Here is a 24,632-nt window from a genome sequence, read left to right on the forward strand (position 1 = left end):
TCTTGCCTTGGCATATTCTATAGTGGATAGGAGGGGCACTATGCAGTTGTTTACAAAAGAATGGATATATAAGACTGAGCTTGAGCTTTGGAAACTTGAGGCATTCGAATTATTTGAGGCAAAATTAGCAGATCAGAAGCATCCATTTCCTTGTATTCCTGCGATCATTGGGCAGCGATTGAACCATTTTCGATACGGATTTGTTTCCAATCCGTATGAAGATGCAGCGGCATTAGGCCTAGCCATGCTATTAAATGAATATTCTCTTTGTTTTAAAGAAATTGGCAACTACACTTCTCTGATTATTTTTTTTGAACCATTTGAAGTGCAATCTGAAAATCTTAACGTGGAAGATTATGAAACTCTTTTTTGGGATCAGCTAAATCGGATTGCTGAGCTAGATTCGTCTAAATGGCCCTTCCAAATACCTGAAGATCCTCGCGAACCGTTATGGGAATTTTGCTTTCAAGGTGAAGCCTATTTTATGTATTGCGCAACGCCAGCTCATCAATATAGAAACAGCAGGCATTTCCCGTACTTCATACTGGCCATTACCCCAAGATGGGCGCTAGAGAGATTTTATGAAACAGAAAAAAATTCCCTCAAGATAAAAGAAAATATTCGTAAACGTCTAGAAAATTATGATTCGATTCCGATTCATCCTGCATTAAATACGTACGGTCAACAAGATAATTATGAGTGGAAACAATATTTTCTCCGAGATGATGATTCAATACTTCCACAATGCCCTTTTCACCCAAAAACAAAAAGAACAGGCGATTAAACCATCGTTGCCTGTTCTTTTGTATGTTTTTTTGTATGTTTGATAGTCTTAACAGCGAATTTGCCCTTCGCCTCGTACAATCGCTTTTGACGTAGTGATTGCCTTTAAGCCCATTGGGCCTCTGGCATGGAGTTTTTGTGTACTAATGCCAATTTCCGCTCCATAGCCGAACTGCTCCCCATCTGTAAAGCGGGTGGATGCATTATGATACAACACGGCAGCATCGACAGCCTGGAAAAATAAATTGACATTTTCTTGGTTTTTACTAATTATGGCTTCTGAATGCTTTGTTCCATATTGATCAATATGTTCAATTGCATCGCGTACATCTCTGACTAGCTTGATTGCTAATACGGGGGCGAGAAACTCTATTTCCCAATCAGATTCTATGGCAGGCTTTATAGAGGAATAGTTTGCATAAAGGGATTCATCACCGCGAAGTTCAACTCCTTTTTCCTCCAATGCACGAATGAGTGCAGTAGTATGCAGCCACTTTTCATGAATTAATACCGTTTCTGCCGCATTACAAACAGAAGGACGCTGTAGTTTGGCATTTAAAACGATATCAATGGCCATTTGCTCTTCTGCTGTTTCATCAATAAAAATATGGCAATTTCCTACCCCTGTTTCTAATACAGGAACTGTTGCATTTTGAATGACTGATTGGATTAATCCCGCACCGCCACGTGGAATAAGAACGTCCAGATATTGGTTCAATCTAAACATTTCAGCTGCCGTTTCACGGCTGGTATCCTCCAAGAGTTGTACGGCATCTGATGGAATTAAGGTCTCTGCTAAGGCATCCTGCATCACTTTGACAAGCGCAATGTTGGAATTTAGTGCAGATGTGCTTCCTCTAAGTAGGACCGCATTTCCTGCCTTCAAACATAGGCAGGCTGCATCGACAGTGACGTTCGGTCTAGCTTCATATACCATGCCAATGACACCCAGAGGAACTCTAACTGTCTGAATTTGCAAACCGTTTGGCCTTTCCCATGATTCAATAATTTCTCCAATAGGATCTTCCAGACTTATAACCTGGCGAATGCCATCGACAATTTGATCCAGTCTTTCTTCCATCAATAAAAGGCGGTCCAGTAGGGATGCAGAAAGACCATTGTCTTTTCCAATGCGGATATCTTTTTCATTTTCACGCAAAATCCATGTTTTTTCACTTGAAATTTTGTCTGCCATTTTAGCTAAAGCTGCATTTTTTTCTGCAGCAGATAGCATTGCCAGCTTTTTGGATGCCGTTTTTAGTTTTTTTGCTTTCTCTATCAATTCATTCATTGATCCTTCACTCCTCTCGTAATTTCACCCAATTATCACGATGTATCACTTCTGGTCGCTGATTAATGGAAAAGGATTTTGATTGCTCGCTTGGCAATCCCTTTGCTTTTAATAAATTCTCTGATGAAAAATAGATCTGCCCTCTTCCAACCGTTTTTCCTTTTTGGTTCCGGACTTCCACTACATCAAGAGCGTTAAAGTCTCCCACTACATTTGTGACGCCTACAGGAAGAAGGCTTTTACCCTTCTGTACAATTGCTTGCTCGGCACCGTCATCAATTTCAATCACGCCGCCAACATGAGAATGATAAGCAATCCACTGCTTTCTCATTTGCATTTGTGTTTGAAATGGACCGCCTAAATACGTGCCGTCCCCCTTGCCATCTAAAATATCCACCAGTTTTTCTTTTCCCTTGCCCGTCCCAACAAATACACTAACACCAAGCGATAGAGCTTTTTTCGCAGCGGTAAGTTTTGATTTCATTCCGCCAGTACCGACTGATGATCCGCTGCCTCCTGCCACTCCCAGCAGTTCATCAGAAACCTCCGGAATAAAATGATATTTCTTCACATCTTTAGAGGCCTTTGGGTTGCCATCATAAATTCCGTTCACATCTGTTAAAATAATCAAGGCATTAGCGTGTAAAAAACCACTGACGAGTGCTGACAGCATATCATTGTCTCCAAAGGTTAATTCCTCAATGGCCACCGAATCATTTTCATTGATAATGGGCAGCATCCCTCTCTGCAGCAGTTCAGTCAGTGTGTTAAATAAGTTATGAAACTTGACTTGACTGTAAAAATCCTCACGAGACAAGAGAATCTGCGCAGGCATAATTTCGTGCTTTTGAAACAGGTGAATATAATGCTGCATCAATAAGCCCTGGCCAACTGCGGCAGCTGCTTGTTTTCCGGCAACCGTTTTAGGGCGTGCTGGGTAACCCAATGAATGGAACCCGGCTGCCACCGCACCCGATGAAATTAAGATGACATCATGTCCTTGTCTTTTTAAATGGCTTAATGCCTCAACATGATCCGTCATTTTTTCCACGGAAATAGTCCCTGTTGGTGTGGTCAGTGAACTGCTCCCAATTTTTACAACTACTAATTGTTTCTTCATTTTCTAACCCTTCTTTGTATAAAATAGGCACTGTTAAACGTGGCTGTTCATCCCATACTTTACATTGGAGGCCCTTAAGCAGCATACAGGGTGTAATCCGCAAGAAGTTTGCTTCCCCCATGCGATCAACTAAAAGCATGAACATAGCCAGAAAATAAAAAAACGACTTTTCTGTCCTTATGCAAAGGACGGAAAAATCGTATCCGCGGTACCACCTTTATTGATGTAAACAAACATGTCTACATCCTCTTTCACCCCGTAACGTGGGAAAACGGCTTATGTTTTGCATAAGCGGGTCTAATATGGGCAGGTTCAACTTTCTTTCCATGAGAAACCTCGCAGCCAGTGGGTTTCACTCTCTTACATGTTCCAAAGATTTACTAGTCCCATTCCTTTTAGCAAATTAAGTTTATTTGATTATCTATAGAAAAGCGGGAAAAGTCAATATAATTTTTAGAAAAATTAAAAAGCACGCTGCTCCTTTTTCGTGTAACCGCTGAAAAAAGTTTTGAATAAACTAATGTACTGTCAATAGGCTCTCGCTTTTAGAAGACCTGTTTGAAAAAAGGTTAAGAGGCCCTTTTTCCGATATTAAAGGAGGAACACGCAATATGAGTAATTTGGACTTTTTGGAAGTTAACCCGAACTTTACAACCTATTATCGAACATTACGAGATGCAAATTATTATTTCTTCAGCCGTCCTGAATTACAAGATGCAAATGAGGTTATCGCGCAGCTTATCTTAAAATTTATTCAGGTAAATGGCACAACTTTTCGGGATATGGATCCGGAAGAATATGAAAGAATTTATCGCTTATTTGAGGATGATTTGTTGGATGTGATTATAAATAGCGGCACGAACAATGTGGATTTCCAAGCTTTTACTGAAATGTTGGATGAAATTATTGGCATTGCAAGATTGCGTGATCATACTCTGCGAAAAATAAATCGAACAAATCAGGAGATTGTAGCTGATGTGAATGAAATTGTCATCATTCAGGACGATGACACATTGCCAAATGATGTTTCCGAAATTTATGTGACTATTTCCGATGATATTAATCCATCGATGATTGAGGATGAAAATACAGAGAATTCCCTTGTTCTGATCAATCAAGAGATTCTTGAGGATCCAGTGGAAAATGAGGATATGGAAGTAGAGGATTTTGAGGAAGAGGATTGTGTGGAGGATGATTGTGAGGAAGAGGAAGATGTTGAGGAAGTTTTGTTGAACGAAATAATAGTTGACGAAATGGAAGAGGAAGATGATAAGTACGATTCTTATTTTGATGATGATGATAGCGAAGAAGAAATTGAAGTGATCAATCCACAAGAAATTCAAAGGCCGTATATTAAATATAGATATGAAAATTCATAAAGGCCTGTATGGGTCTTTTTTTCTGGGAACTTATCAATTTAATAAATAAGCACTTGTAATTTTATTCATTACAAGTGCTTAGGAGTATTTTTATTTTATCTCTGCAAGTGACTCTATTAATGTTTTAACAAGGATCGTAATATCATTTTGGTCGATATTTAATGGAGGTGCCAATGTTAAGACATTATTGAAACCTGCAACGGTTGCTCCGTTTTTACCGATGATCACACCGCGGTCCTTACAGGCTGCAATAACTTTATTGACAAGTGAAGCGTCTAGCGGCTCTTTTGTCGCTTTATTATTGACTAACTCAATTCCAATTAATAAACCCTTGCCCCGGACATCCCCAACATATGGATGGTCCTGAAGATGGTTCTTTAAGTCATTTAACAACTGTTCCCCCAAATCGCGAGAGCGGTCAAATAACCTTTCCTTTTCCATAATTTCAAGATTTTTCAGTGCTAAAGCACAAGCAGCTGGATTGCCGCCAAAAGTATTTACATGGCGGAAGTAATCGTATTCTTCCGTACCTTTAAAAGCTTCATAGATTTCTTTTCTGACTGCTGTAGCGGAAAGCGGCAGATAGGCACTGGTGATTCCTTTTGCCATGGTAATAATATCGGGTTTAACTCCATAATTCATAAAACCAAATGGCTTGCCAGTCCGGCCGAACCCGCAAATGACCTCATCAACAATCAATAGAGCACCGTGTTTTTCACAGATTTCTTTTGCCGCCTTCATATACCCATCAGGCGGAATTAACACACCGCCGCCGGTGATAATTGGTTCCATGATGAATGCTGCAATCGTTTCACTTAACTCCCATGTCATGGTTTTGTCAAGTTCTTTGACAGCAGGATGCTCCCTCGGATCTGCTACATTCTGATCATCACGGTAGGAATCTGGCGGTGATACATGGATAAAGCCAGGAGCAAGCGGCTCGTATTTATACTTCCGCTGCGCCTGCCCTGTAGCAGCCAAGGCTCCCATGGAATTTCCATGATAAGCGCGATAGCGGGAAATAATTTTATAGCGATTATAATCCCCTTTTTGCTGATGATATTGTCTGACAATCTTAAAGGCTGTTTCATTTGCCTCCGAACCGCTATTGGAGAAAAAGATGACGTATTCATCACCAAGCCATTCATTGAGCTTTTCTGCCAGTTTAATAGCCGGTACATGACTTTGGGAAAGTGGAAAATATGCCATTTCTTTCAATTGCTCATAGGCGGCCTCGGCTAGCTCTGTTCTGCCATATCCGACATTCACACACCAAAGACCTGCCATCGCATCCAAATAACGTTTGCTATCTGCATCCGTCACCCATGAACCCACCGCCTTCTCCGCTACAATCGTTGCATTCGGATTATAAGGCTTCATCGCATGCCATACATATTTATCATCCATCTCTAATAAGGACTCCTTAGGACGGCTCGTTTGAACCATTCCACTTCCCTCCAATTCAAATTGATGTTTTGAGATCTTCCATTTTTCTTATTCAAATCTGGAAGTAATCATTTTTTTACGTGTGTAGAAATTGACCCCGTCTTTGCCATTGACATGAAGGTCACCGTAGAAGGAGTCTTTCCAGCCAGAGAATGGGAAGAAGGCCATTGTAGCCGGAACCCCCACATTAATACCAAGCATACCGGCGTCCGCTTCTTCGCGGAACTGTCTGGCGGCTTTGGCATCGTTTGTATAAATGGTCGCTCCATTGCCATAGCGAGATTTACGAATATGTTCAAGCGCTTCATCTAAGTTCTTTGCACGTAATAGACTTAATACAGGTGCAAATATTTCTTCTTTGGCAATCGTCATTTCAGGTGTGACATGATCGAAAATGGTGGGTCCCATGAAATTGCCTTCAGGAAGGTCATCCATTTCTTTTCGGCCATCTCTGATTAGCGCTGCTCCTTCCGCGACTCCTTTTTCAATATAGCCGATCACTTTTTCCCGGTGCTCCTTACGAATAATAGGTGTTAAAAGGACTTCCTCATCCATTCCGTTTCCAATAATTAGGTCATCCGCTTTTTTCTTTAACGCTTGGACAAATGGCTCGTTATTACCAACAACGACAACGGCACTGCATGCCATACAGCGTTGTCCGGCGCTTCCGAAAGCCGAGCTAATAATATGTTGAGCGGCTTTATCCATATCTGCATCCGGCATCACAATATGATGATTTTTTGCGCCTGACAATGCCTGAACTCGCTTTCCTTCAGCAGCTGCCCGTGTGTATACATATTTGGCAACAGGCTGGGAACCAACAAAGGAAATCGCGGAAATATCTTGATGATCCAGCAGACCGTTAACCACATCATGTGCACCGTGAACAACATTTAATACGCCCTTAGGAGCACCGGCTTCTGTAAATAGTTCTGCCAGACGATTGGCCAAAATCGGAGTACGTTCAGATGGCTTTAAGACAAAGGTATTTCCACAGGCAACAGCAAGCGGGAACATCCAGAGTGGTACCATCATAGGGAAATTAAATGGAGTGATTCCTCCTACAACCCCCAGCGGGAAGCGGAACATTTCCGAATCAATGTCTTCAGCAATTCCTGATAAGCTTTCGCCCATTATTAATGTTGGAGCACCGGCAGCAAATTCGACACATTCAATGCCTCGTTGTACCTCTCCATAGGATTCTTTGTATGCCTTTCCATTTTCCTGAACCACTAGACGAGCCAGTTCTTGATGGTTTTCAGTTAATAGATGGTGGTATTTAAACAAAATTCTCGCTCTTTTCGGAACAGGAACGTTTTTCCACTTTTTAAATGCTTCTTTAGCTGCTTGGACGGCCATATCTACATCAGTTTTCACCGATACCGGCACCTTCGTTAATAATTCATTTGTAGCAGGGTTGATCACATCAAGCGTTTGTGAGCTGCTGGCATTCACCCATTCGCCGTTAATATAATTTTTCAATACAGTTGTTTCATTTTTGGTTACAGTCATTTTGCAGCCTCCTACTTTTTATAAAATCTCTGTTAAACTCATTATCTCGTAATCGAAAAATGGTTTCATTAGACATTCTGTAAAATGGCTTTAGGTAAATTTCCGACAAAATGCAAAAAAAGGTGAAGCTTATCGTGCTTGATTGGCTGCATTTGGCTGTGAGGAAAATAAATACTCATGGACAAGCAGCATAAATTCAATAGCCACCCGTTTTTCGTGCTCCATAAAATCCTCGCCCAGAAGATTTTCAAGCTTTTGCAGACGGTGATAAAGGGTCTGTCTCACGATAAATAGCTTGTTGGAGGTTTCTTGTTTTGAACCATTGCACTCCAAATAAACTTTTAATGTTTCCAAAAGCTTTCCATTGTATTTTTCATCATATTGAATAACCGGGTACAAATATTCAGATGCCAGCTCTTGCAAATCTGTATGTTTGCTCATTTGAAATATTAACCGATATAAATGAAGATCCTCATAGAAATAATAGCCCTGTTTTCTTGTCATTTTTTGTTGAATCCTTACTGTTTCTTTTGCTGTTTGATAGCTTTTATGGATGTTGCATAATGATTCAACAAATTTGCCGGCAGCGATCGTCAGCCGTGTGGCGTTTTGTTTTCTGATAAATTCGGATTCCTGGATCTGTTCAATTGCCTTTTTCATCCGATCCTTCATATTCTTTTTCGCCCGATGATTGATTAGTATCGTAATAATTTCATTTCTTTTTTCCACCGTAAATACGGCAAATCCGGATTGTTCAAATACTGAGCGATATAACAATTTAAAATAAGTGACATCATGGCTTAATTTTTCTTTTAACGTAAACAACTTGGAAATGAGGACAACAGCCTCAGATGTTTTCACTTTTATGCCGTTCTCGATCAAATATTCGTGAATACTTTCTTCTGAATGCTCTCCATCAAGCCAGCCGTGTAGCCATTCAAACGCTTCTGCCCGCTTTTTTTCTTCCACATATAAATCTCGCTGCAGATGCTGTGCTAATGCAGTAGCAGTGCGGTCCAAAATTAATAAATCGAATTCACTGATGGGAATATCCTTTGAATAAATAATGATTTCTGCATATTCCTGTCCGAACAAAAAAATCGGTGATTGCGCGAAATGCTGGCACATGTGATTTTCTACTTGTTTAAGCTCATTTAGAATTAGTGTCTTTTCTTGATGGCTGATATCCGGAACAAACTCATAGTCCTGATTTTTAAAACGGAACAGGATTTGGAGATCGAGTGCCGAGAAAATAAACTGCAGGATATCTTCGTAGCTTTCCATCGTTAATAATCGTTTATTTAAGCTTTGGGAGTAATTCTCTAAATCGGATATCTTTTGGTATTGTTGGTTGATAATGATCGAATGAATGTCCTGAGTAATTTCAACAAACGGGACTTCTTTTTGGAAAATAATAATCGGAAATTGATGCTCATTTGCCATTTCAATTACTTCTTTTGGAATTTTAGATAAATGGGTGCCCATTTCGATACATAATCCAGCCGCTTTATTTTCGATAAATTCAAGTACTGTGGATCTAAATTGTTCATCATGATCCTTCCAGGCGATTCCTGTGGAAAGAATCAATTCATGCCCTTTTAATAGATTTCGAATGGTGGTCGCTTCGACGACATGAACCCATTTCACAAGCCGATGAATCCCATCCTGCCCGGCTACAATTTTGGCCTGTTCAAAATGCCTTCGCTGTAAAATATCAGAAACCGTTAATTGAAAATGTTCCTTCATCGTATGCACTCCTTCTAATGAGCGGAAAGAGGATTGGCTTTTATACCAATCCTCATTGTTATTATTAGATGCTCGCTTGGTTCTGCTTTGCTAAAATACTCGAAAAATACTTTCTTGCATTGGCTGTTCCAAAATGAAGTGTTTCTGTGAGATTCTTATTAGGATGGAAAAACTCAACTGTAGCACCATTTAAATGCTCTCTGACAGCACTAATCCGATAACCCTTTTGGATGAGAAAATCAATTTTGTCTCTTTCCTCAAGAAACTCTTTATATTCAGACATTATTCCACCTCACTTTAATAATTCCTGCTACATTAAGAAAATATTTGAGTTTAAATGGATAAGGTCTCATTTTGATTGATGGGAGCATTTAAGCTGTATTTTGCCCGCTTTAAATATTGGCCTGATCCAGGTTTGCCGACAAACTGTTTGTCGCGAATGACATATTCCCCGCGAACGAGTACTGAAACAGGTTCACCAGTTACTTTCATTCCCTCAAAAGCATTGTAATCTACGGCCATGTGATGGGTTTCTGCTGAAATAACCCTTTCGATATTTGGATCAAAAATGACCAGGTCTGCATCAGCTCCAATCGCAATTGTACCCTTTTTCGGGAAAAGACCAAACAGCTTAGCCACTCTTGTAGAGGTCAGGTCAACAAATTGATTTAAGCTGATCCGCCCTTTTTTCACACCCTCTGAGAATAAAATCGTCAGGCGGTCTTCAATCATTGGACCACCGTTCGGGATTTTCGTAAAGTCGTCACGGCCAAGGTCTTTTTGCCCTTTAAAATCAAATGAGCATTGATCGGACCCGAATGTTTGGAGTTCTCCGCTTTTCAAAGCATTCCAAAGTACGTTCTGGTTCCATTTCTCTCTAAGCGGCGGTGACCAAACATATTTCGCTCCTTCAAAATTTGGTCTTTCCAAGTAGGATTGGTCAAGAACAAGATACTGCGGACATGTCTCGCCCCACACATTAAAGCCTTTCTTTCTGGCATCTGCAATCTGCTGGACTGCATCAGCGCACGAGACATGGACTACATATAATTGGGAGTTCGCTAGGCCTGCCATTCTCGCTGCACGGCCAGTTGCTTCTCCTTCCAATTCCGGAGGTCTCGTTAAGGCATGATAGATGGGAGCAGTATTTCCTTCATCAAGTGCCTTTTTCGTTAAATAATCGATCACATCGCCATTTTCTGCGTGAACCAGGACCAGTGCCCCATGTTTTTTTGCGGTGACAAGTGTTTTAAATAGGGTTTCGTCGTCTGCTTGGAAGACATTTTTATATGCCATGAAGACCTTAAATGAAGTGATTCCTTCGTCATTGATTACCTCAGGAAGTTCGTTTAAAACCTTTTCATTTATTTCAGAGATCATTAAGTGGAAGCTGTAGTCGATCACAGCTTTATCCTTTGATTTTTCATGCCAAGTTTGGATGGCGTTCTTTAAGGGCTCCCCTTTATTTGTCAGACAAAAATCGATAATCGATGTCGTGCCGCCAAATGCTGCAGCGATTGTGCCAGATTCAAAATCATCCTTAGTAACGGTACCGCCAAATGGCATATCTAAATGGGTGTGCGGATCAATTCCTCCAGGGAATACAAGACATCCCTTCGCATCGATTACCTCTGCTCCAATGGCCGTTAGGTTCGAACCAATTTGCGTAATTTTTCCGTCTTCAATTAAAATTTCTGCTTGATAAGTATCAGCAGCAGTAACGATGGTTCCATTTTTGATTATTTTTTTCATTCCGGTTTCCCTCCTAAGTATTTTGGTAGAATTCAGGTTATCTAATAGGCAGACTGTTTTATTAAATAGAATAGCAAGTTTAGCCAATGGTAAGTTATATGACAAAAGAATATGTGTCAGACAAAATAATCTTGTTGATTCGCCTGAAACCTACAATAGTTCACTAAAACGATTATCTATTTTGTAACATCCGCTTTGCATGTTGCAGTCATATTCAATATTGCCTGCCGTTCGTTCCATGTCATTGGCGGGAGTTCGTTCGGCACTTCAGTCATATCGATGGCGCCGTCAACGGGGCAGACGATCGAACACAAATTACAGCCGACACAATCCTCTTCCCTTACCTTCAAATAGCTTTTTCCGGAAGGATCCGTCAGCATATCTATACATTGATGGGAGGTATCCTCACAGGCAATATGGCATTTGTTGCAGTTGATACATACATCGGTATTAATTCGGGCCACGATATTATAGTTGAGGTCGAGATTGCCCCAATCCGAATATTTCGATACCGATTTTCCGATGATGCCGGTCACCGCGGCAATACCTTTGCTGTCCAAATAGTTGCTTAATCCTTCGATCATGTCCTCCACAATCCGGAAGCCGTGATGCATGGCAGCTGTACATACTTGCACACCAGTTGCCCCCATTAAGATGAATTCAACAGCATCCTGCCAATTGGAAATTCCGCCGATTCCTGAGATCGGAACATTAATCCGCGGATGCCTTGCACATTCCGCAACCATGTTTAAAGCAATTGGCTTCACGGCAGGGCCGCAGTAGCCTCCGTGGGCTCCTTTTCCAGCTACATGTGGAATCGTATTCCATGTATCGAGATCAACCCCCATTAAGCTGTTGATCGTGTTGATAAGACTGATGGCATCCGCACCGCCATTTGTTGCAGCTTCTGCCGTTGCTGTGATATCTGTAATGTTTGGTGTTAATTTTACGATCACTGGAGTTTGCGCCACTTCTTTTACCCAATAGGTTTGCTGCTCTACTAAAGCAGGGACTTGGCCCGAAGCAGATCCCATTCCTCTTTCCGCCATTCCGTGAGGACAACCGAAGTTTAATTCCAGTCCGTCCACTCCGACATCCTCTACCCGTTTGACGAGTTCATGCCATTTTTCTTGTTTTGGTTCCACCATCAATGACGCAATAATGGCATGATTGGGGAATCTTTTTTTCGTTTCGTAGATTTCCTTTAAGTTCACATCTAGCGGCCGATCTGTGATCAGTTCGATGTTATTAAATCCAGCAACCCGGTTGCCGGCAAAACTGATTGCAGCAAATCTTGAGGACACATTTAAAATTGGATCGCCTAGTGTTTTCCACACAGCTCCGCCCCATCCAGCTTCGAACGCTCTTTGAACTTGGTAGCCGGAATTGGTCGGCGGCGCTGATGCCAGCCAAAAAGGATTCGGCGACTTGATTCCAGCTAAATTTATACGTAAATCTGCCATCAATTTTCCTCCTTGTTCAAAATAATTTATTTCAATAAATGAGTGGAATCAGCCTTAACTGCTAACCGCGGTAAATAAGTGGTGAATTGCATAAGCAGCTTTTTTGCCCTGCTGAGCGGCTGTCACGACCATCGCTTCTCCTTTTCCTTTACCAAAAATAATATCGCCGCAGGCTGAAATTTTTGGATTGGAGGTTTGGAATGTAGCGGGATCGACTTTGACGACACCACCTTCATGCTCAAGCTCAAACTGTTCAATTAAAGAAAAATGTCTTGTTTGTCCGATGGCCTTCACGACAGCATCGACTGGGATGACGTGTTCCGATCCAGAAATTGGCACAGGCCTTCTTCTACCATCTGGTTCCGGTTCTCCAAGTTGCATCTTGACGCATTCAATACCCGTTACCTTTCCATCTTGATCACCAATAATTCGTTTCGGAGCTGTCAGCCAGCGGAATTCTACACCATCCTGCTTGGCAAAATCATATTCAAAATCATAGGCGGTCATTTCTTCCGCTGTTCGGCGGTAAAGAATTTTGACATTTTCTGCACCCAAGCGAACAGAACAGGTTGCACCGTCAATAGCTGTATTGCCGGCACCAATTACGACGACTCGTTTTCCAACGAAATCTTGGGTAATGCGGCCATTTTTTGTGGCTTTCACAAATTCGATGGCATCATACACGCCGTCTAAGTTCTCGCCATCAATCTGTAGATGAGGGACATGTCCCATGCCCGCAGCCAAAACGATGTGGTCAAATTGGGCTGTCAACTCTTGAACGGTTATATCTCTTCCAACCAGTGTATTTGTTCGAATCGTTACATTAAGTTTTTCTACCTGTGACACTTCCCAGAAGGATATCTTTTGAGGTAAGCGGAAGGAAACAATTCCATACGAATTTAGTCCGCCTGCTTTTTCTGCGGCTTCAAAAATGGTGACTTCATAACCTAATTTTGCTAATTCTCTGGCAGCAGACAATCCTGCTGGTCCGGCACCGATTATCGCAATGGTTCGGCCGTTAGGTTCTGATGGAGTAAAAAGGGTTTGCTCATTATGAATGGCCCAATCTGTAGCATAACGCTGCAATTTCCCTATCATAATTGGTTTAGTAGAATAATTGAGGACGCATGCTCCTTCGCATAATTCTTCTGTCGGGCATACTCTGGCGCAGCTCGCACCTACTGGATTTGCTGACATAATCGTTTTGGCTGATCCTAGTAAATTTCCTGAAGCAATTTTTTTAATAAAAGCGGGGATATCAATACCTGTTGGACAGGCTTTTATACATGGGGCGTCATAACAATAGAGGCAGCGGTTGGATTCTTCCAACGCTTCTTGGTTTGTAAGACCGTTTTCAACTTCGGCAAAGTTCTTTTCTAATTCTATTAAAGAAATGCGCTGCATTTTTTCAACACTCAAAGAGAATCCTCCTTTAATGAATGGTATTATCAAACATATGAGAATCAAACTAAAATGTAAGCGCTTATATTAATGATTGTTAATAAAACCTGACCATCCTCCTTCATTTGTTTTGTGTATTTTGCTGAAAATTCTGCATCCATTTTTAATTTTACAAACAATTAATAAACAATTCACCTGACAATCTGTAAAATGATGTGTTCAATTGTTTGAGCAATCTGTAAAATAGTTCTTACTAAAATAGTAAGGCTTGGGCCAATTTTTTGAGAATATAGTTATCAATTTAACATAATGAAGGTGAAAATTTTGTAATTTAATAGAAGCTTTGGATTTTCTTTTTTGTAAAAATTCGTCAAGTATTATCGTATTTAAGCAAATTAAAAAGTGCACCGAGCAGGTACACTATTTTTGACATCCTTTATAATATTGCGATAGTTCTATGATCAATGCCCCGATTCTTTCATTTTCCGGAACAAGCAGCCGATCGACTCCAACTTCTCTTAAAGCTTCGGCCGTTACCTTGCCAATGGCAGCTGCTATAATATTTCGGTTAAATTGTTCAACAATTTCCTCATAAATGGTATGTACTCTTGCATAATTAAATAAAGAATGCACTTGGGTTGCGGTTGTAAAACAGACTGCATCACATTGATTGGATTTAATTTCATGACATAATTGTTCAACTACTGCATCTTCAGGTGCAATATGCTGATATGGCAGCAATTTTTGAATGACCGCTCCCTTGTTTTTCAAAAATGATGATAAGGCAGGAGCTTCTTCGCCATGAAGTTGGATCATTACTTTATTACCGCTGAAGGAATGATTTTCAAGTGCTGAAATCAGCCCTTTGGTCGTGCCATCATCATCTACTGCAATCGGATTAATTCCCAATTTTTTTAATGCAGCTTTTGTTTTATATCCTCTTGCCGCAACCTTTGCCTCCTGAATACGAATCAAAAATTCTTCTTTAAGACTCAACTTTTCTGCCAGATTAAGAAGCGCTTCAAGACCGATACTGGTGGTAAATATGACCCAATGAGCACCTTCCTCCATAAATTTGACGAGTTCAGGTTCAACTTCCTTTTCGGCTAAAAAAACCGTTCCTTGCATGGGGCGTATAAGTGGAATGCCTCCCTGTTTGTCAATTATTGTGCTGACCTCTTCTATTTTTCGCGAACCGCAAATGACCACTTTCTTACCAATTAATCCCTTATCCATGTTATATTCCTTTCGCATTCGGTTATTAATAGAATGGTTGAATGTTCTAACCTTTTTTAAGTGAAACAATATCTTTCATTATAATAGTGAAAGGGTTCTATTGGAAAGCAAGAAATTAGCAAAAATGGCAAAGATGGAATGATTAGTGATGTCATTCATGGACATACTGAAGGATGTGAATTGGTTGATAAGGAGGAATTACGTATGAATAATGATAATCAGTTCAGTAACTTTATAAATGACGTTTCACTGCAAACGAAAATAGAAAATATCTGGTGCAATACTTGCGGTTCATGGGCAAATTGCAATGAAGCCAATATCCAAGCTTTTCTATCCCAATGTCTTGAGTATGGTATTGATCCGCAATTTGGTATGGGCTGGGTTGAGCAGCATAAGAATGAAATCCCAAATTGGTCTCGTATCTCCGCTGTTAGTCTTGATTGGCTGAGTGACCATTCATCAACAAGCTCACCCATTACCCAAACAGATGAAAATCTTAGTTAATAGGTTAAGAAAAGATTTTGTTTTTGTTATATCAATATCCTGAAGACTGCTAAATCGCAGTCCTTTTTTTATGATTGGCGCTGTAAAATTTGGCTGTTGATTTCCGCTCCAATCAACTGTGTTTAAATATCAACAATGTTCTTTAACATACCATATGATTTAAAACAAATTTCTCACCATTTCCCCTTTTACATCTTCATTTTATCTAACGCACCTTAAAGTTTGACTATTTTGTGACAGCTTTTCATCTTGTGATGTAAGTCACGGTTTTGGCGATCTCTATATTGCTAAAGTAATGATGAAAAAATTACTAAATTGTTAACATTTGCTTCAACGCTTTAATCCGCTAATTAAAATCCATGGTATAAAAGGGGCGAAAGAAATATGAAGAAGAAGCGATCACCACTAATCAATCGCTTAAGATATTTAACTCCAATTGAAAAACAATCCAATAACCACAGTCAAACCACTTATGAAAACCGTGATTGGGAACGCGCATATCGCGGAAGATGGCAGCATGATAAGGTAGTTCGCTCCACCCACGGAGTCAACTGTACAGGTTCATGCAGCTGGAACATATTTGTGAAGGATGGCATCGTGACATGGGAAGGTCAGCAGACAGACTACCCTTCAACAGGCCCTGATATGCCGGACTTTGAACCGCGCGGCTGTCCTCGAGGCGCAAGTTTTTCATGGTATATTTACAGTCCGCTTCGTGTGAAGTATCCATATGTACGCGGCATTTTATTGAACATGTGGCGTGAAGCCTTAATGGAGAATGCGAATCCTTTGGATGCATGGAAAAGTATTGTGGAAAATCCTGAGAAAGCAAAAGCTTACAAACAGGCACGTGGTAAAGGCGGTTTAGTACGGGCTGAATGGCCGGAGGTTCTTAAGCTAATCTCTTCTTCCCTTCTTTACACTGTGATCAAATATGGCCCTGACCGAAATGCTGGATTTTCACCCATTCCAGCCATGTCAATGGTCAGCTATGCTTCAGGTTCCCGATTTATGTCACTGATGGGCGGACCTATGCTGAGTTTCTACGATTGGTATGCTGACCTGCCTCCTGCTTCCCCACAAATTTGGGGTGACCAGACAGATGTACCGGAAAGCAGTGATTGGTACAATTCAGGCTACATTTTGACATGGGGTTCAAACGTGCCGCAAACCCGTACACCAGATGCTCACTTCCTTGCAGAGGTAAGATATCGCGGTACAAAAGTGGTTTCTGTTAGCCCTGACTATGCAGAGTCCACTAAATTCTCAGATGATTGGCTGAAGGTAAAACAAGGTACTGACGGTGCTCTGGCTATGGCAATGGGTCACGTCATTTTAAAAGAATTTTATGTAGATCAACAGCAAGAATATTTCATTCGTTATGCAAAGCAATATACGGACTTCCCATTTGTCGTTACATTAAAACAAGACGGTGAACACTTTATTCCAGATCGATTCCTGAATGCATCAGATCTTGGGAAAGATGTCGGCAATGGCGAGTTTAAACCTGTCCTTTGGAACGATTTAAATGACAAGCTGGTTATTCCTAATGGGACAATGGGTTCCAGATGGGAAGACAAAGCGAAATGGAATTTAAAAATGATCGATGAAGAAACAGGAGAAAGGATCGATCCAAGATTGTCATTCAAAGGTATTGAAGAAGCAATTGGAACCGTTAAGATTCCTTACTTCTCTCAAAGCGGCAATGAAATACTTTATCGAAATGTTCCTGTTAAAAAAGTGGAAGCAAATGGTGAAGTGATCTATACCACTACAGTATTCGATCTAACATTGGCCAACTATGGTGTTGACCGTGGTTTAGGGGGGCAAGCAGCCAAAACACTTGGAAATGATATTCCCTTCACACCCGCATGGCAGGAACGGATTACTGGAGTTAAACAAGAGCTGGTGACAAAAATCGCCCGTGAATTTGCTCAAAATGCTCTTGATACAAACGGGCGTTCAATGATTATTGTCGGAGCAGGAATTAATCACTGGTTTAACGCCGATACCATCTACCGAGCCGTGTTAAATCTAGTACTATTTGTCGGTGTACAAGGTGTTAACGGAGGCGGCTGGGCGCACTATGTCGGTCAGGAAAAGCTTCGCCCTGCTGAAGGCTGGCAAACGATTGCTACCGCGAAAGACTGGACAGGTCCTGCCAAATTACAAAACGGTACTTCCTTCTTCTATTTCACAACCGACCAATGGCGATACGAGGAGCAGCCGGTTAGCGAACATATTTCGCCGCTTTACAACAAGGCCCGTTATGACCATTATGCCGATTACAATGTATTGGCTGCAAGGCTAGGCTGGCTCCCATCCTATCCAACCTTTAACCAAAACGGCATTGAACTATATAAGGAAGCAGAAAAAAATGGTTATACCAATCCTGAAGAAGTTGGTAAATATGTTGCTGAGAAGCTAAAAGATCGAAAACTACAATTTGCCATTGAAGATCCAGATAATCCAGTTAATTTCCCTAGGAATCTATTTGTCTGGCGTTCTAATTTGATTTCCAGTTCGGGAAAAGGTCATGAATATTTCTTGAAGCACCTGCTGGGTACAACCAATGGCTTGCTGAATGATGATGGAGACTCCTTAAGACCGGAAGAAGTGAAATGGCATGACGATGCACCAGAAGGAAAACTAGACTTGTTGATTAATCTTGATTTCCGTATGGCAGGCACGGCGCTTTATTCTGATATCGTTCTCCCTGCTGCCACATGGTATGAAAAGCATGATTTAAGCAGTACGGATATGCATCCATTTATCCATCCATTTAATCCGGCGATTTCATCTCCTTGGGAATCCCGTTCTGATTGGGATATTTTTAAACTATTAGCCAAAACCGTCTCCGAACTGGCTGCAACGTTAAATATAGAGCCGATGAAAGAAATAGTTGCAACACCACTGTTACATGATACACCACAAGAATTGGCTCAGCCGCTTGGGAAGATCAAGGATTGGAGCAAGGGTGAATGCGAACAAATCCCAGGGAAAACAATGCCGCAAATTCATGTGGTCGAACGAGATTACAAACTGATTTTTGCCAAAATGACCTCCCTTGGTCCTAATGTAAAAAATGCACCTTATGGTATTAAAGGAATCAATTGGTCAGCAGCAGATGAATATGAAAAATTGAAAAAAGTGTTAGGTACTGTCTGCGGAGGCGTTGGGGATGGCTGTCCAAAAATTGAAACAGCTAAAAGCGTTTCCGATGCGATTTTAACGTTATCGTCAACATCTAATGGACGAATGGCTGTCAAGGCATGGGAAGCATTGGAGAAGAAAACGGATCTTGAATTAGTTGACTTGGCTGCTGAACGTGAAGAGGAATGCTTTACATTTGAGCAAATTACAGCACAGCCAAAAACAGTCATCACCTCCCCTGCTTTCAGCGGCTCTGAAAAAGGCGGCCGCAGGTACTCACCATTTACAACAAATGTTGAGCGGCTGATTCCGTGGAGAACGGTAACGGGAAGACAATCTTTCTATGTTGACCACGAGATGATGCAGGAATTTGGTGAAGCGATGGCAACCTTTAAGCCGATTTTGAACCATAAACCATTTAGGAAAAATCGGCCAGAGGTCGAAGGAAAAGAGATTGTTTTAAATTATTTGACACCGCATAATAAATGGTCCGTTCACAGCATGTATTTTGATTCACAGCCGATGCTTACCCTTTTCCGCGGCGGACCGACTGTATGGATGAATAAAGATGATGCAGCCGATGTGGGAATTATGGACAATGATTGGATTGAATGCTTTAACCGAAATGGCGTTGTCGTTGCCAGAGCAGTTGTCTCCCATCGGATTCCAAGAGGAATGGCCTTTATGCACCATGCACAAGACCGGCATATTAATGTGCCAGGTACCAAATTAACAAACAACCGCGGCGGGACTCACAACAGCCCAACCCGTATTCATGTGAAGCCGACACATATGATTGGCGGTTATGGACAACTGAGTTATGGCTTTAACTATTACGGACCAACTGGAAACCAACGTGACTTAAATGTTGTCATCCGTAAACTTAAGGAGGTTGATTGGCTTGAAGATTAAAGCACAAATCGGAATGGTCATGAATCTAGATAAATGTATTGGCTGCCATACATGCAGTGTGACGTGCAAAAACACCTGGACAAATCGTCCAGGTGCGGAATATATGTACTTTAATAATGTAGAAACAAAGCCAGGCATCGGTTACCCAAAACGTTGGGAAGATCAGGAGCAGTATAAAGGCGGCTGGGAAGTAAAAAATGGCAAGCTTCAATTAAAATCCGGTTCAAAAGCGAATCGTTTGCTTAACCTGTTTTTCAACCCGAATCTTCCGGAAATCGATGATTATTATGAGCCTTGGAATTATGATTATGAAACATTAACAAATAGTCCAGAGCGAAAAACCCAGCCAGTTGCCCGTCCTAAATCAGCTCTTACTGGTGAATTTATGGAGATACTTTGGGGACCTAACTGGGAAGATGATCTCGCAGGAGGTCACGTAACCGGCCTCCGCGACCCAAATGTTGAAAAAATGGAAAACCAAATTCGTACGGAATTTGAAGATGTTTTCATGATGTATCTGCCAAGAATTTGCGAACACTGTGTCAATCCTTCATGTGTTAGCGCCTGTCCTTCTGGTGCCATGTATAAGCGTGATGAAGATGGGATTGTCTTAGTTGACCAAAACGCCTGCCGCGGTTGGAGACATTGTGTATCCTCTTGTCCATATAAGAAGGTTTATTTTAACTGGCAGACAAATAAAGCGGAAAAATGTACCTTATGCTTTCCGAGAATTGAGGCAGGCCTTCCTACGATATGCTCGGAAACATGTGTCGGCCGTATACGTTATCTTGGTGTCATGCTATATGATGCTGATAAAGTCCAAGATGCCGCGACGGCTGAAGAAAAAGATCTTTATCATGCACAATTGGGAATTTTCCTTGATCCGCATGATCCTGAAATCATTGCGAAAGCACGTGAAGAAGGCATTCCAATGGAATGGATTGAAGCTGCACAAACTTCTCCAATCTATAAGATGATCATTGATTGGAAAATCGCCCTTCCGCTCCATCCGGAATATCGGACAATGCCTATGGTTTGGTATATTCCACCTTTAAGCCCGATCATGAATATGTTTGAAGGTGTCGGAAGCAGTTCAAGTGCTGAGGATATTTTCCCTGCCATTGAGCAAATGCGGATTCCTATTGAATACTTGGCTAACCTTCTTACTGCAGGTGATCAATCCCATATCCGGAACGTTTTGAAAAAGATGGCGGCAATGAGGACCTATATGAGAAGTATACAAACGAACAAGCAGACGAATACGGCAGTAATCGAAAAATTAGGATTAACAGAACAGGATATGAAGGACATGTACCGCCTCCTGGCCATTGCTAAATATAATGACCGCTTCGTGATTCCTGCTTCTCACCGCGAAGAAGTAGCGGATCTCTATAATGAACAGGGAAGCTGCGGCCTTGCGTTTGCCGGCGGTCCAGGTGCCTGCGGAACATTATAATCCTACGTTTAGAGAAGGCGAGTTATTCGCAAAGCCCCTCTCCCCTATTAAGAAAATGGCTCGAAATTGATATTGGAGTGGGGTGCAACAGCCATTAAAAAATATAATGAGAAAGCAGGTGAAATCCATGAATGATTCAAATGTGCAGGAAATCTTTCAACTGTGTTCTTACTTATTAACTTACCCTGACAAGGATTTTATTGCTTCCCTATCTGAGGCCGAAGATGAACTGGAATTCCTGACACGCTCTTCTGCAAAGGATGAATTAAAATGGTTTTTCAAAAAAGCGATGGCACTGGAACCTGAAGAACTAGTAGCAGCTTATATCCATACATTTGATTTTGGAAAGAAAACAAATTTATATATAACGTATATGTCGAACGGTGAACAACGTGAACGCGGCATGGACCTGCTCTTTTTGAAAAACTATTACCAATTATACGGTTTCGAGGTAACAGATAAAGAATTACCGGATTATTTACCAATCATGCTTGAATTTGCAGGTCAAGTTGAAGTTGAAATCATGAAGCCTATTTTTGAAAGATACTTTGCTAATATTAAAGAAATTGCTGATCATTTACATCCTGAACAAAATTTATATGGACATATTATGAAATCGATCATATTAGCTCTAAAAGAAGCAGGCATCAAAAAAACTGTACGAAGGAGTGATACAAATGTTTGACCAATTTTTATGGGTAGTTCTCCCCTATATCGTCTTAACCATTTTTATTGGCGGTCATATATATAGATATCAGCGAGACCAGTTTGGCTGGACATCCAAATCTAGTGAATTGTTAGAGAAAAAATTACTCCGAGTTGGCAGCAATCTTTTTCATTGGGGAATTATTTTTGTTTTTTTCGGCCATGTGATGGGGCTATTAATTCCGGTTGAATTGTATGAATCAATGGGAGTTTCCGAGCATCAATACCATTTAATCGCATTAATTGGAGGGATTCCTGCAGGAGTCGCAGCAGCTATTGGCATTATCATTCTTTGCTATCGACGAATCAGCGTCCGCAGACTTGTTGCTACTAGTTCAACTGGGGACTGGATTTCCCTTTTATTGCTTACAATCGTTATTTTAACAGGGATTTCTGCCACATTCTTGAATGTAGATCCTAAAGGGTTTGACTACAGAACAACCATTGGGCCTTGGTTAAGAGGGATTTTAACTTTCCGGGCAAATGCCATTTCAATGAATAGTGTGCCGATTTGGTTTAAAATTCATATTTTAGCTGTCCTTGGCATTTTTGCTGTATGGCCATTCACTCGTCTTGTTCATGTATTTAGCGTACCTCTTCGCTACTTAAGTCGCAGCTATGTGATCTATCGTAAACGCAGCCCTAAAAATATTTAAAGGCGAAAAGCACTTCTTGATTGAAGTGCTTTTTTGAATTTATTGACGCTCTTAAACTTCCACTATGTTTCATTTTTCGTTGTGTGGCTCCTGCTGGGTGCTGGGTACCCACTTCGGAACGGCTCCGAACAAGAAAATTCTCATTCATGTATGAGAGAATATAGTTTCTCTAAACCTTCCAATAATCGCGGTGAGGGTCGGCAATATAATTCTTCCTCTAGAATAAGAATTTGATTGTCACTAGTAAATCCTAGTTGTTCAAACCCTTCCCGCTTTTTAACGACCGATTTTTGAACCTTTTCTTTGCGAACACCAACCCAGGCGAGACAAATGAAATCCGGTTTCCTATTTAGAACGTCTTTCCATTCCGTTTGAATACTTGCTAATTCAACATCACCGAAAACATTTACAGCCCCAGCTGCTTCAGAAAGTTCGGTCAGCCAGTTCACTTTTCCAGGTGTAAAAATGGGTTTAGGCCACCATTCCCAGTAAAGCCTTGGACGTTTTGTTGCTTTTTCTGATCGTTGCTTAACTTCTTCAAGTCGTTGTCGAAAGTTTTCTGCTGCTTCTATTCCCCGTCTTTTTTCTCCCAATGCTTCTGCAGTTATTAAAAGGTCTTGTTCAATTTCTCTCAGGGATTGCGGATTCAATACAATATGCGGAATTCCTCGTTCCTTTAATGCTTCTACGTTTTTCTCCATTCCCGGAACACTTAATGAAGCAAGGACCAGGTCAGGTTGCAGCTCCTCTACGAGCTCCATATTAATAGATAAATCCGGACCCAGCTTTGGCAGATTCGCAGTTGAAGCCGGCCAATCTGAATAATCATCAACCCCAACAAGCCAATCAGATAGTCCCAAGTATTCAATTAATTCTGTATTGCTTGGACAAATCGAAACAATACGCATGTATTTCCCCTCCCTAATCTTTCATTTTTAAAAAAATTTTTCCTGTTTTTCCTAATCTTAATAAAAAGTTAAGATAATTTGATTATTTTAATCGCATAATAATAAACATGAACGGAGCAGAAAATATGGTAAAATTCATCATTTCACTATTTATGTCATTGAATTTTTTCGGTTACCATCCTTTTCAGTCTGAGCATGCTCAAGTAAATCAGTCCAAAGAGGCCCATGTTGCCGAACAAAGCAATCAAACACTTCAAACAGTCCACCAAATATCGGAGAATCAGAACAATAGCATTTTACAAACGGAACCAAAGCTCCAGTTTGCCGTGATCAGTGATACGCATATATCAACAATTTCATGGAACGGAACTAAATTGAAAGCCGCACTAAAGGATTTAAAAAAAGTTGCCCCTCATTATGAAGTTCTTGCAGTAAATGGTGACTTAACTGACAACGGACTGCCAGAAGAATATGATCTTTTCAACACCATTCTTCATGCAAATTTAAACCAAAATGCCAGCAAATTTTTAGTTATCGGAAATCATGAATGGAGGGAGAAAAAGCCAGGCAGTGTTTCAACTGTTACAGATCAACATTTAATAAAACGTTTTCTAATAAAGGAAAATGTTCCAGGCCTTTATTATGACCAATGGATCAAAGGTTATCATTTTATCGCAATGGCCGGAGAAAAATCTGCTGCAACATTAATAGCTGCTAACTATAGTAAAAAAGAAGCAGATGGCGCCTATCTTTCTGATCGTCAATTAAGGTGGCTGGAACAGACTCTTGCCGACGGTGCTGAAAATGGCAAGCCGATCTTTGTCTTTTTACACCAGCCCATTAAAGGTACGGTTTATGGCAGTGAATGGGGCACTGTATTTCAAGCTCAAAAACTATTGGCCCTATTGAAAAAATACCCTCAAGTCATTCTTTTTACAGGGCATTCTCATTATCCTTTAATTGATCCAAGAAGTATCATTCAAGATGGCATTACGATGGTCAATACAAGCTCTGTAGCCTATACCTACACTCCCGAGACCGGAGCCGATGATTATAAATCTCAAGGCCTGGTGGTCAATGTTTATGATCATAAAATTGAACTAAAGGAAAGAGAATTTAATACAGGCAGTTGGATCAGAACCGTTACAATCCCTATCAAAGCCTCCAACTAGCTGCAAGAATAGCTGGTTGGAGGCTTTGATATTGGTA

19 protein-coding genes and 1 other annotated feature are annotated in these 24,632 nt (G+C 40.9%); of the genes, 8 read left to right on the top strand and 11 right to left on the bottom strand.

Going from position 1 to position 24,632, the window contains the following annotated elements; translation table 11 throughout:
- The first annotated feature begins 40 nt into the window (after window positions 1–40).
- Window positions 41–784 carry a YqcI/YcgG family protein gene (locus HPT25_RS19930; RefSeq protein WP_173068220.1) on the top strand — a complete coding sequence of 248 codons (744 nt, stop codon included), beginning with the start codon at window positions 41–43 and terminating at the stop codon, window positions 782–784.
- 48 nt (window positions 785–832) lie between these two features.
- On the opposite strand, the gene HPT25_RS19935 is transcribed toward HPT25_RS19930, so the two are convergent.
- Both HPT25_RS19935 and proB read right to left on the bottom strand, forming a co-directional pair.
- On the bottom strand, window positions 833–2,074 hold the full coding sequence (locus tag HPT25_RS19935; RefSeq protein ID WP_173068222.1) for a glutamate-5-semialdehyde dehydrogenase: 1,242 nt from the start codon (window positions 2,072–2,074) through the stop codon (window positions 833–835).
- Window positions 2,075–2,081: 7 nt separating this feature from the next.
- Window positions 2,082–3,194 carry a glutamate 5-kinase gene (proB, locus tag HPT25_RS19940; protein WP_173068225.1) on the bottom strand — a complete coding sequence of 371 codons (1,113 nt, stop codon included), beginning with the start codon at window positions 3,192–3,194 and terminating at the stop codon, window positions 2,082–2,084.
- Window positions 3,195–3,375: 181 nt separating this feature from the next.
- Window positions 3,376–3,593, bottom strand: a binding site (T-box leader).
- A 212-nt stretch (window positions 3,594–3,805) separates the two neighbouring features.
- Here proB and HPT25_RS19945 point away from each other — a divergent pair.
- Window positions 3,806–4,573: a hypothetical protein gene (locus tag HPT25_RS19945; protein ID WP_173068228.1), complete on the top strand. Its 768-nt coding sequence runs from the start codon at window positions 3,806–3,808 to the stop codon at window positions 4,571–4,573.
- Between the two features lie 90 nt (window positions 4,574–4,663).
- Here HPT25_RS19945 and HPT25_RS19950 read toward each other — a convergent pair whose 3' ends face one another.
- The 8 genes from HPT25_RS19950 to HPT25_RS19985 all read right to left on the bottom strand — a co-directional run bounded on the left by HPT25_RS19950 (window position 4,664) and on the right by HPT25_RS19985 (window position 15,129).
- Window positions 4,664–6,019 (bottom strand): aspartate aminotransferase family protein, encoded by a 1,356-nt coding sequence (locus HPT25_RS19950; RefSeq protein ID WP_173068231.1) that lies wholly within the window; start codon window positions 6,017–6,019, stop codon window positions 4,664–4,666.
- Window positions 6,020–6,067: 48 nt separating this feature from the next.
- Window positions 6,068–7,531 (bottom strand): CoA-acylating methylmalonate-semialdehyde dehydrogenase, encoded by a 1,464-nt coding sequence (locus tag HPT25_RS19955; RefSeq protein ID WP_173068234.1) that lies wholly within the window; start codon window positions 7,529–7,531, stop codon window positions 6,068–6,070.
- A gap of 129 nt (window positions 7,532–7,660) precedes the next feature.
- The gene (locus HPT25_RS19960; protein WP_173068238.1) at window positions 7,661–9,277 is read right to left on the bottom strand and encodes a PucR family transcriptional regulator; all 1,617 of its coding nucleotides are present in this window, start codon (window positions 9,275–9,277) and stop codon (window positions 7,661–7,663) included.
- A gap of 64 nt (window positions 9,278–9,341) precedes the next feature.
- A complete protein-coding gene (locus HPT25_RS19965) occupies window positions 9,342–9,560 on the bottom strand; it encodes a hypothetical protein (RefSeq protein ID WP_173068241.1) in 219 nt (72 codons plus the stop codon).
- Window positions 9,561–9,610: 50 nt separating this feature from the next.
- Entirely contained in the window at window positions 9,611–11,029 is a 1,419-nt protein-coding gene (gene hydA, locus HPT25_RS19970) for a dihydropyrimidinase (protein WP_173068244.1), read from the bottom strand.
- Between the two features lie 176 nt (window positions 11,030–11,205).
- The gene (preA, locus tag HPT25_RS19975) at window positions 11,206–12,492 is read right to left on the bottom strand and encodes an NAD-dependent dihydropyrimidine dehydrogenase subunit PreA (RefSeq protein WP_173068247.1); all 1,287 of its coding nucleotides are present in this window, start codon (window positions 12,490–12,492) and stop codon (window positions 11,206–11,208) included.
- Between the two features lie 54 nt (window positions 12,493–12,546).
- Window positions 12,547–13,896: an NAD(P)-dependent oxidoreductase gene (locus HPT25_RS19980; protein ID WP_173071309.1), complete on the bottom strand. Its 1,350-nt coding sequence runs from the start codon at window positions 13,894–13,896 to the stop codon at window positions 12,547–12,549.
- Between the two features lie 417 nt (window positions 13,897–14,313).
- Window positions 14,314–15,129 carry a uroporphyrinogen-III synthase gene (locus HPT25_RS19985; protein WP_173068250.1) on the bottom strand — a complete coding sequence of 272 codons (816 nt, stop codon included), beginning with the start codon at window positions 15,127–15,129 and terminating at the stop codon, window positions 14,314–14,316.
- A 204-nt stretch (window positions 15,130–15,333) separates the two neighbouring features.
- Here HPT25_RS19985 and HPT25_RS19990 point away from each other — a divergent pair, with 204 nt between their 5' ends.
- The 5 genes from HPT25_RS19990 to narI all read left to right on the top strand — a co-directional run bounded on the left by HPT25_RS19990 (window position 15,334) and on the right by narI (window position 22,515).
- Complete coding sequence (locus tag HPT25_RS19990) at window positions 15,334–15,633, top strand: hypothetical protein (protein WP_173068253.1); 300 nt, start codon at window positions 15,334–15,336, stop codon at window positions 15,631–15,633.
- A gap of 384 nt (window positions 15,634–16,017) precedes the next feature.
- Window positions 16,018–19,698: a nitrate reductase subunit alpha gene (locus HPT25_RS19995; protein ID WP_173068258.1), complete on the top strand. Its 3,681-nt coding sequence runs from the start codon at window positions 16,018–16,020 to the stop codon at window positions 19,696–19,698.
- Window positions 19,688–21,154 carry a nitrate reductase subunit beta gene (gene narH, locus HPT25_RS20000; RefSeq protein ID WP_173068263.1) on the top strand — a complete coding sequence of 489 codons (1,467 nt, stop codon included), beginning with the start codon at window positions 19,688–19,690 and terminating at the stop codon, window positions 21,152–21,154. The genes HPT25_RS19995 and narH overlap by 11 nt, the downstream gene beginning before the upstream one ends.
- 127 nt (window positions 21,155–21,281) lie before the next feature.
- Window positions 21,282–21,839, top strand: a complete 558-nt coding sequence (gene narJ, locus HPT25_RS20005; RefSeq protein ID WP_173068266.1) for a nitrate reductase molybdenum cofactor assembly chaperone — start codon at window positions 21,282–21,284, stop codon at window positions 21,837–21,839.
- On the top strand, window positions 21,832–22,515 hold the full coding sequence (gene narI, locus HPT25_RS20010; protein ID WP_173068269.1) for a respiratory nitrate reductase subunit gamma: 684 nt from the start codon (window positions 21,832–21,834) through the stop codon (window positions 22,513–22,515). Before narJ ends, narI begins: the two co-directional genes overlap by 8 nt.
- Window positions 22,516–22,655: 140 nt before the next feature.
- Here narI and HPT25_RS20015 read toward each other — a convergent pair whose 3' ends face one another.
- Entirely contained in the window at window positions 22,656–23,423 is a 768-nt protein-coding gene (locus HPT25_RS20015) for a cobalamin-binding protein (protein ID WP_173068272.1), read from the bottom strand.
- A 125-nt stretch (window positions 23,424–23,548) separates the two neighbouring features.
- Between HPT25_RS20015 and HPT25_RS20020 the strand changes: the two genes are divergently transcribed.
- Window positions 23,549–24,595 carry a metallophosphoesterase family protein gene (locus tag HPT25_RS20020; RefSeq protein ID WP_173068275.1) on the top strand — a complete coding sequence of 349 codons (1,047 nt, stop codon included), beginning with the start codon at window positions 23,549–23,551 and terminating at the stop codon, window positions 24,593–24,595.
- The last annotated feature ends 37 nt before the right edge of the window (window positions 24,596–24,632 follow it).

The sequence above is a fragment of the Neobacillus endophyticus genome (genome assembly GCF_013248975.1).
Lineage (GTDB): Bacteria > Bacillota > Bacilli > Bacillales > Cytobacillaceae > Neobacillus > Neobacillus endophyticus.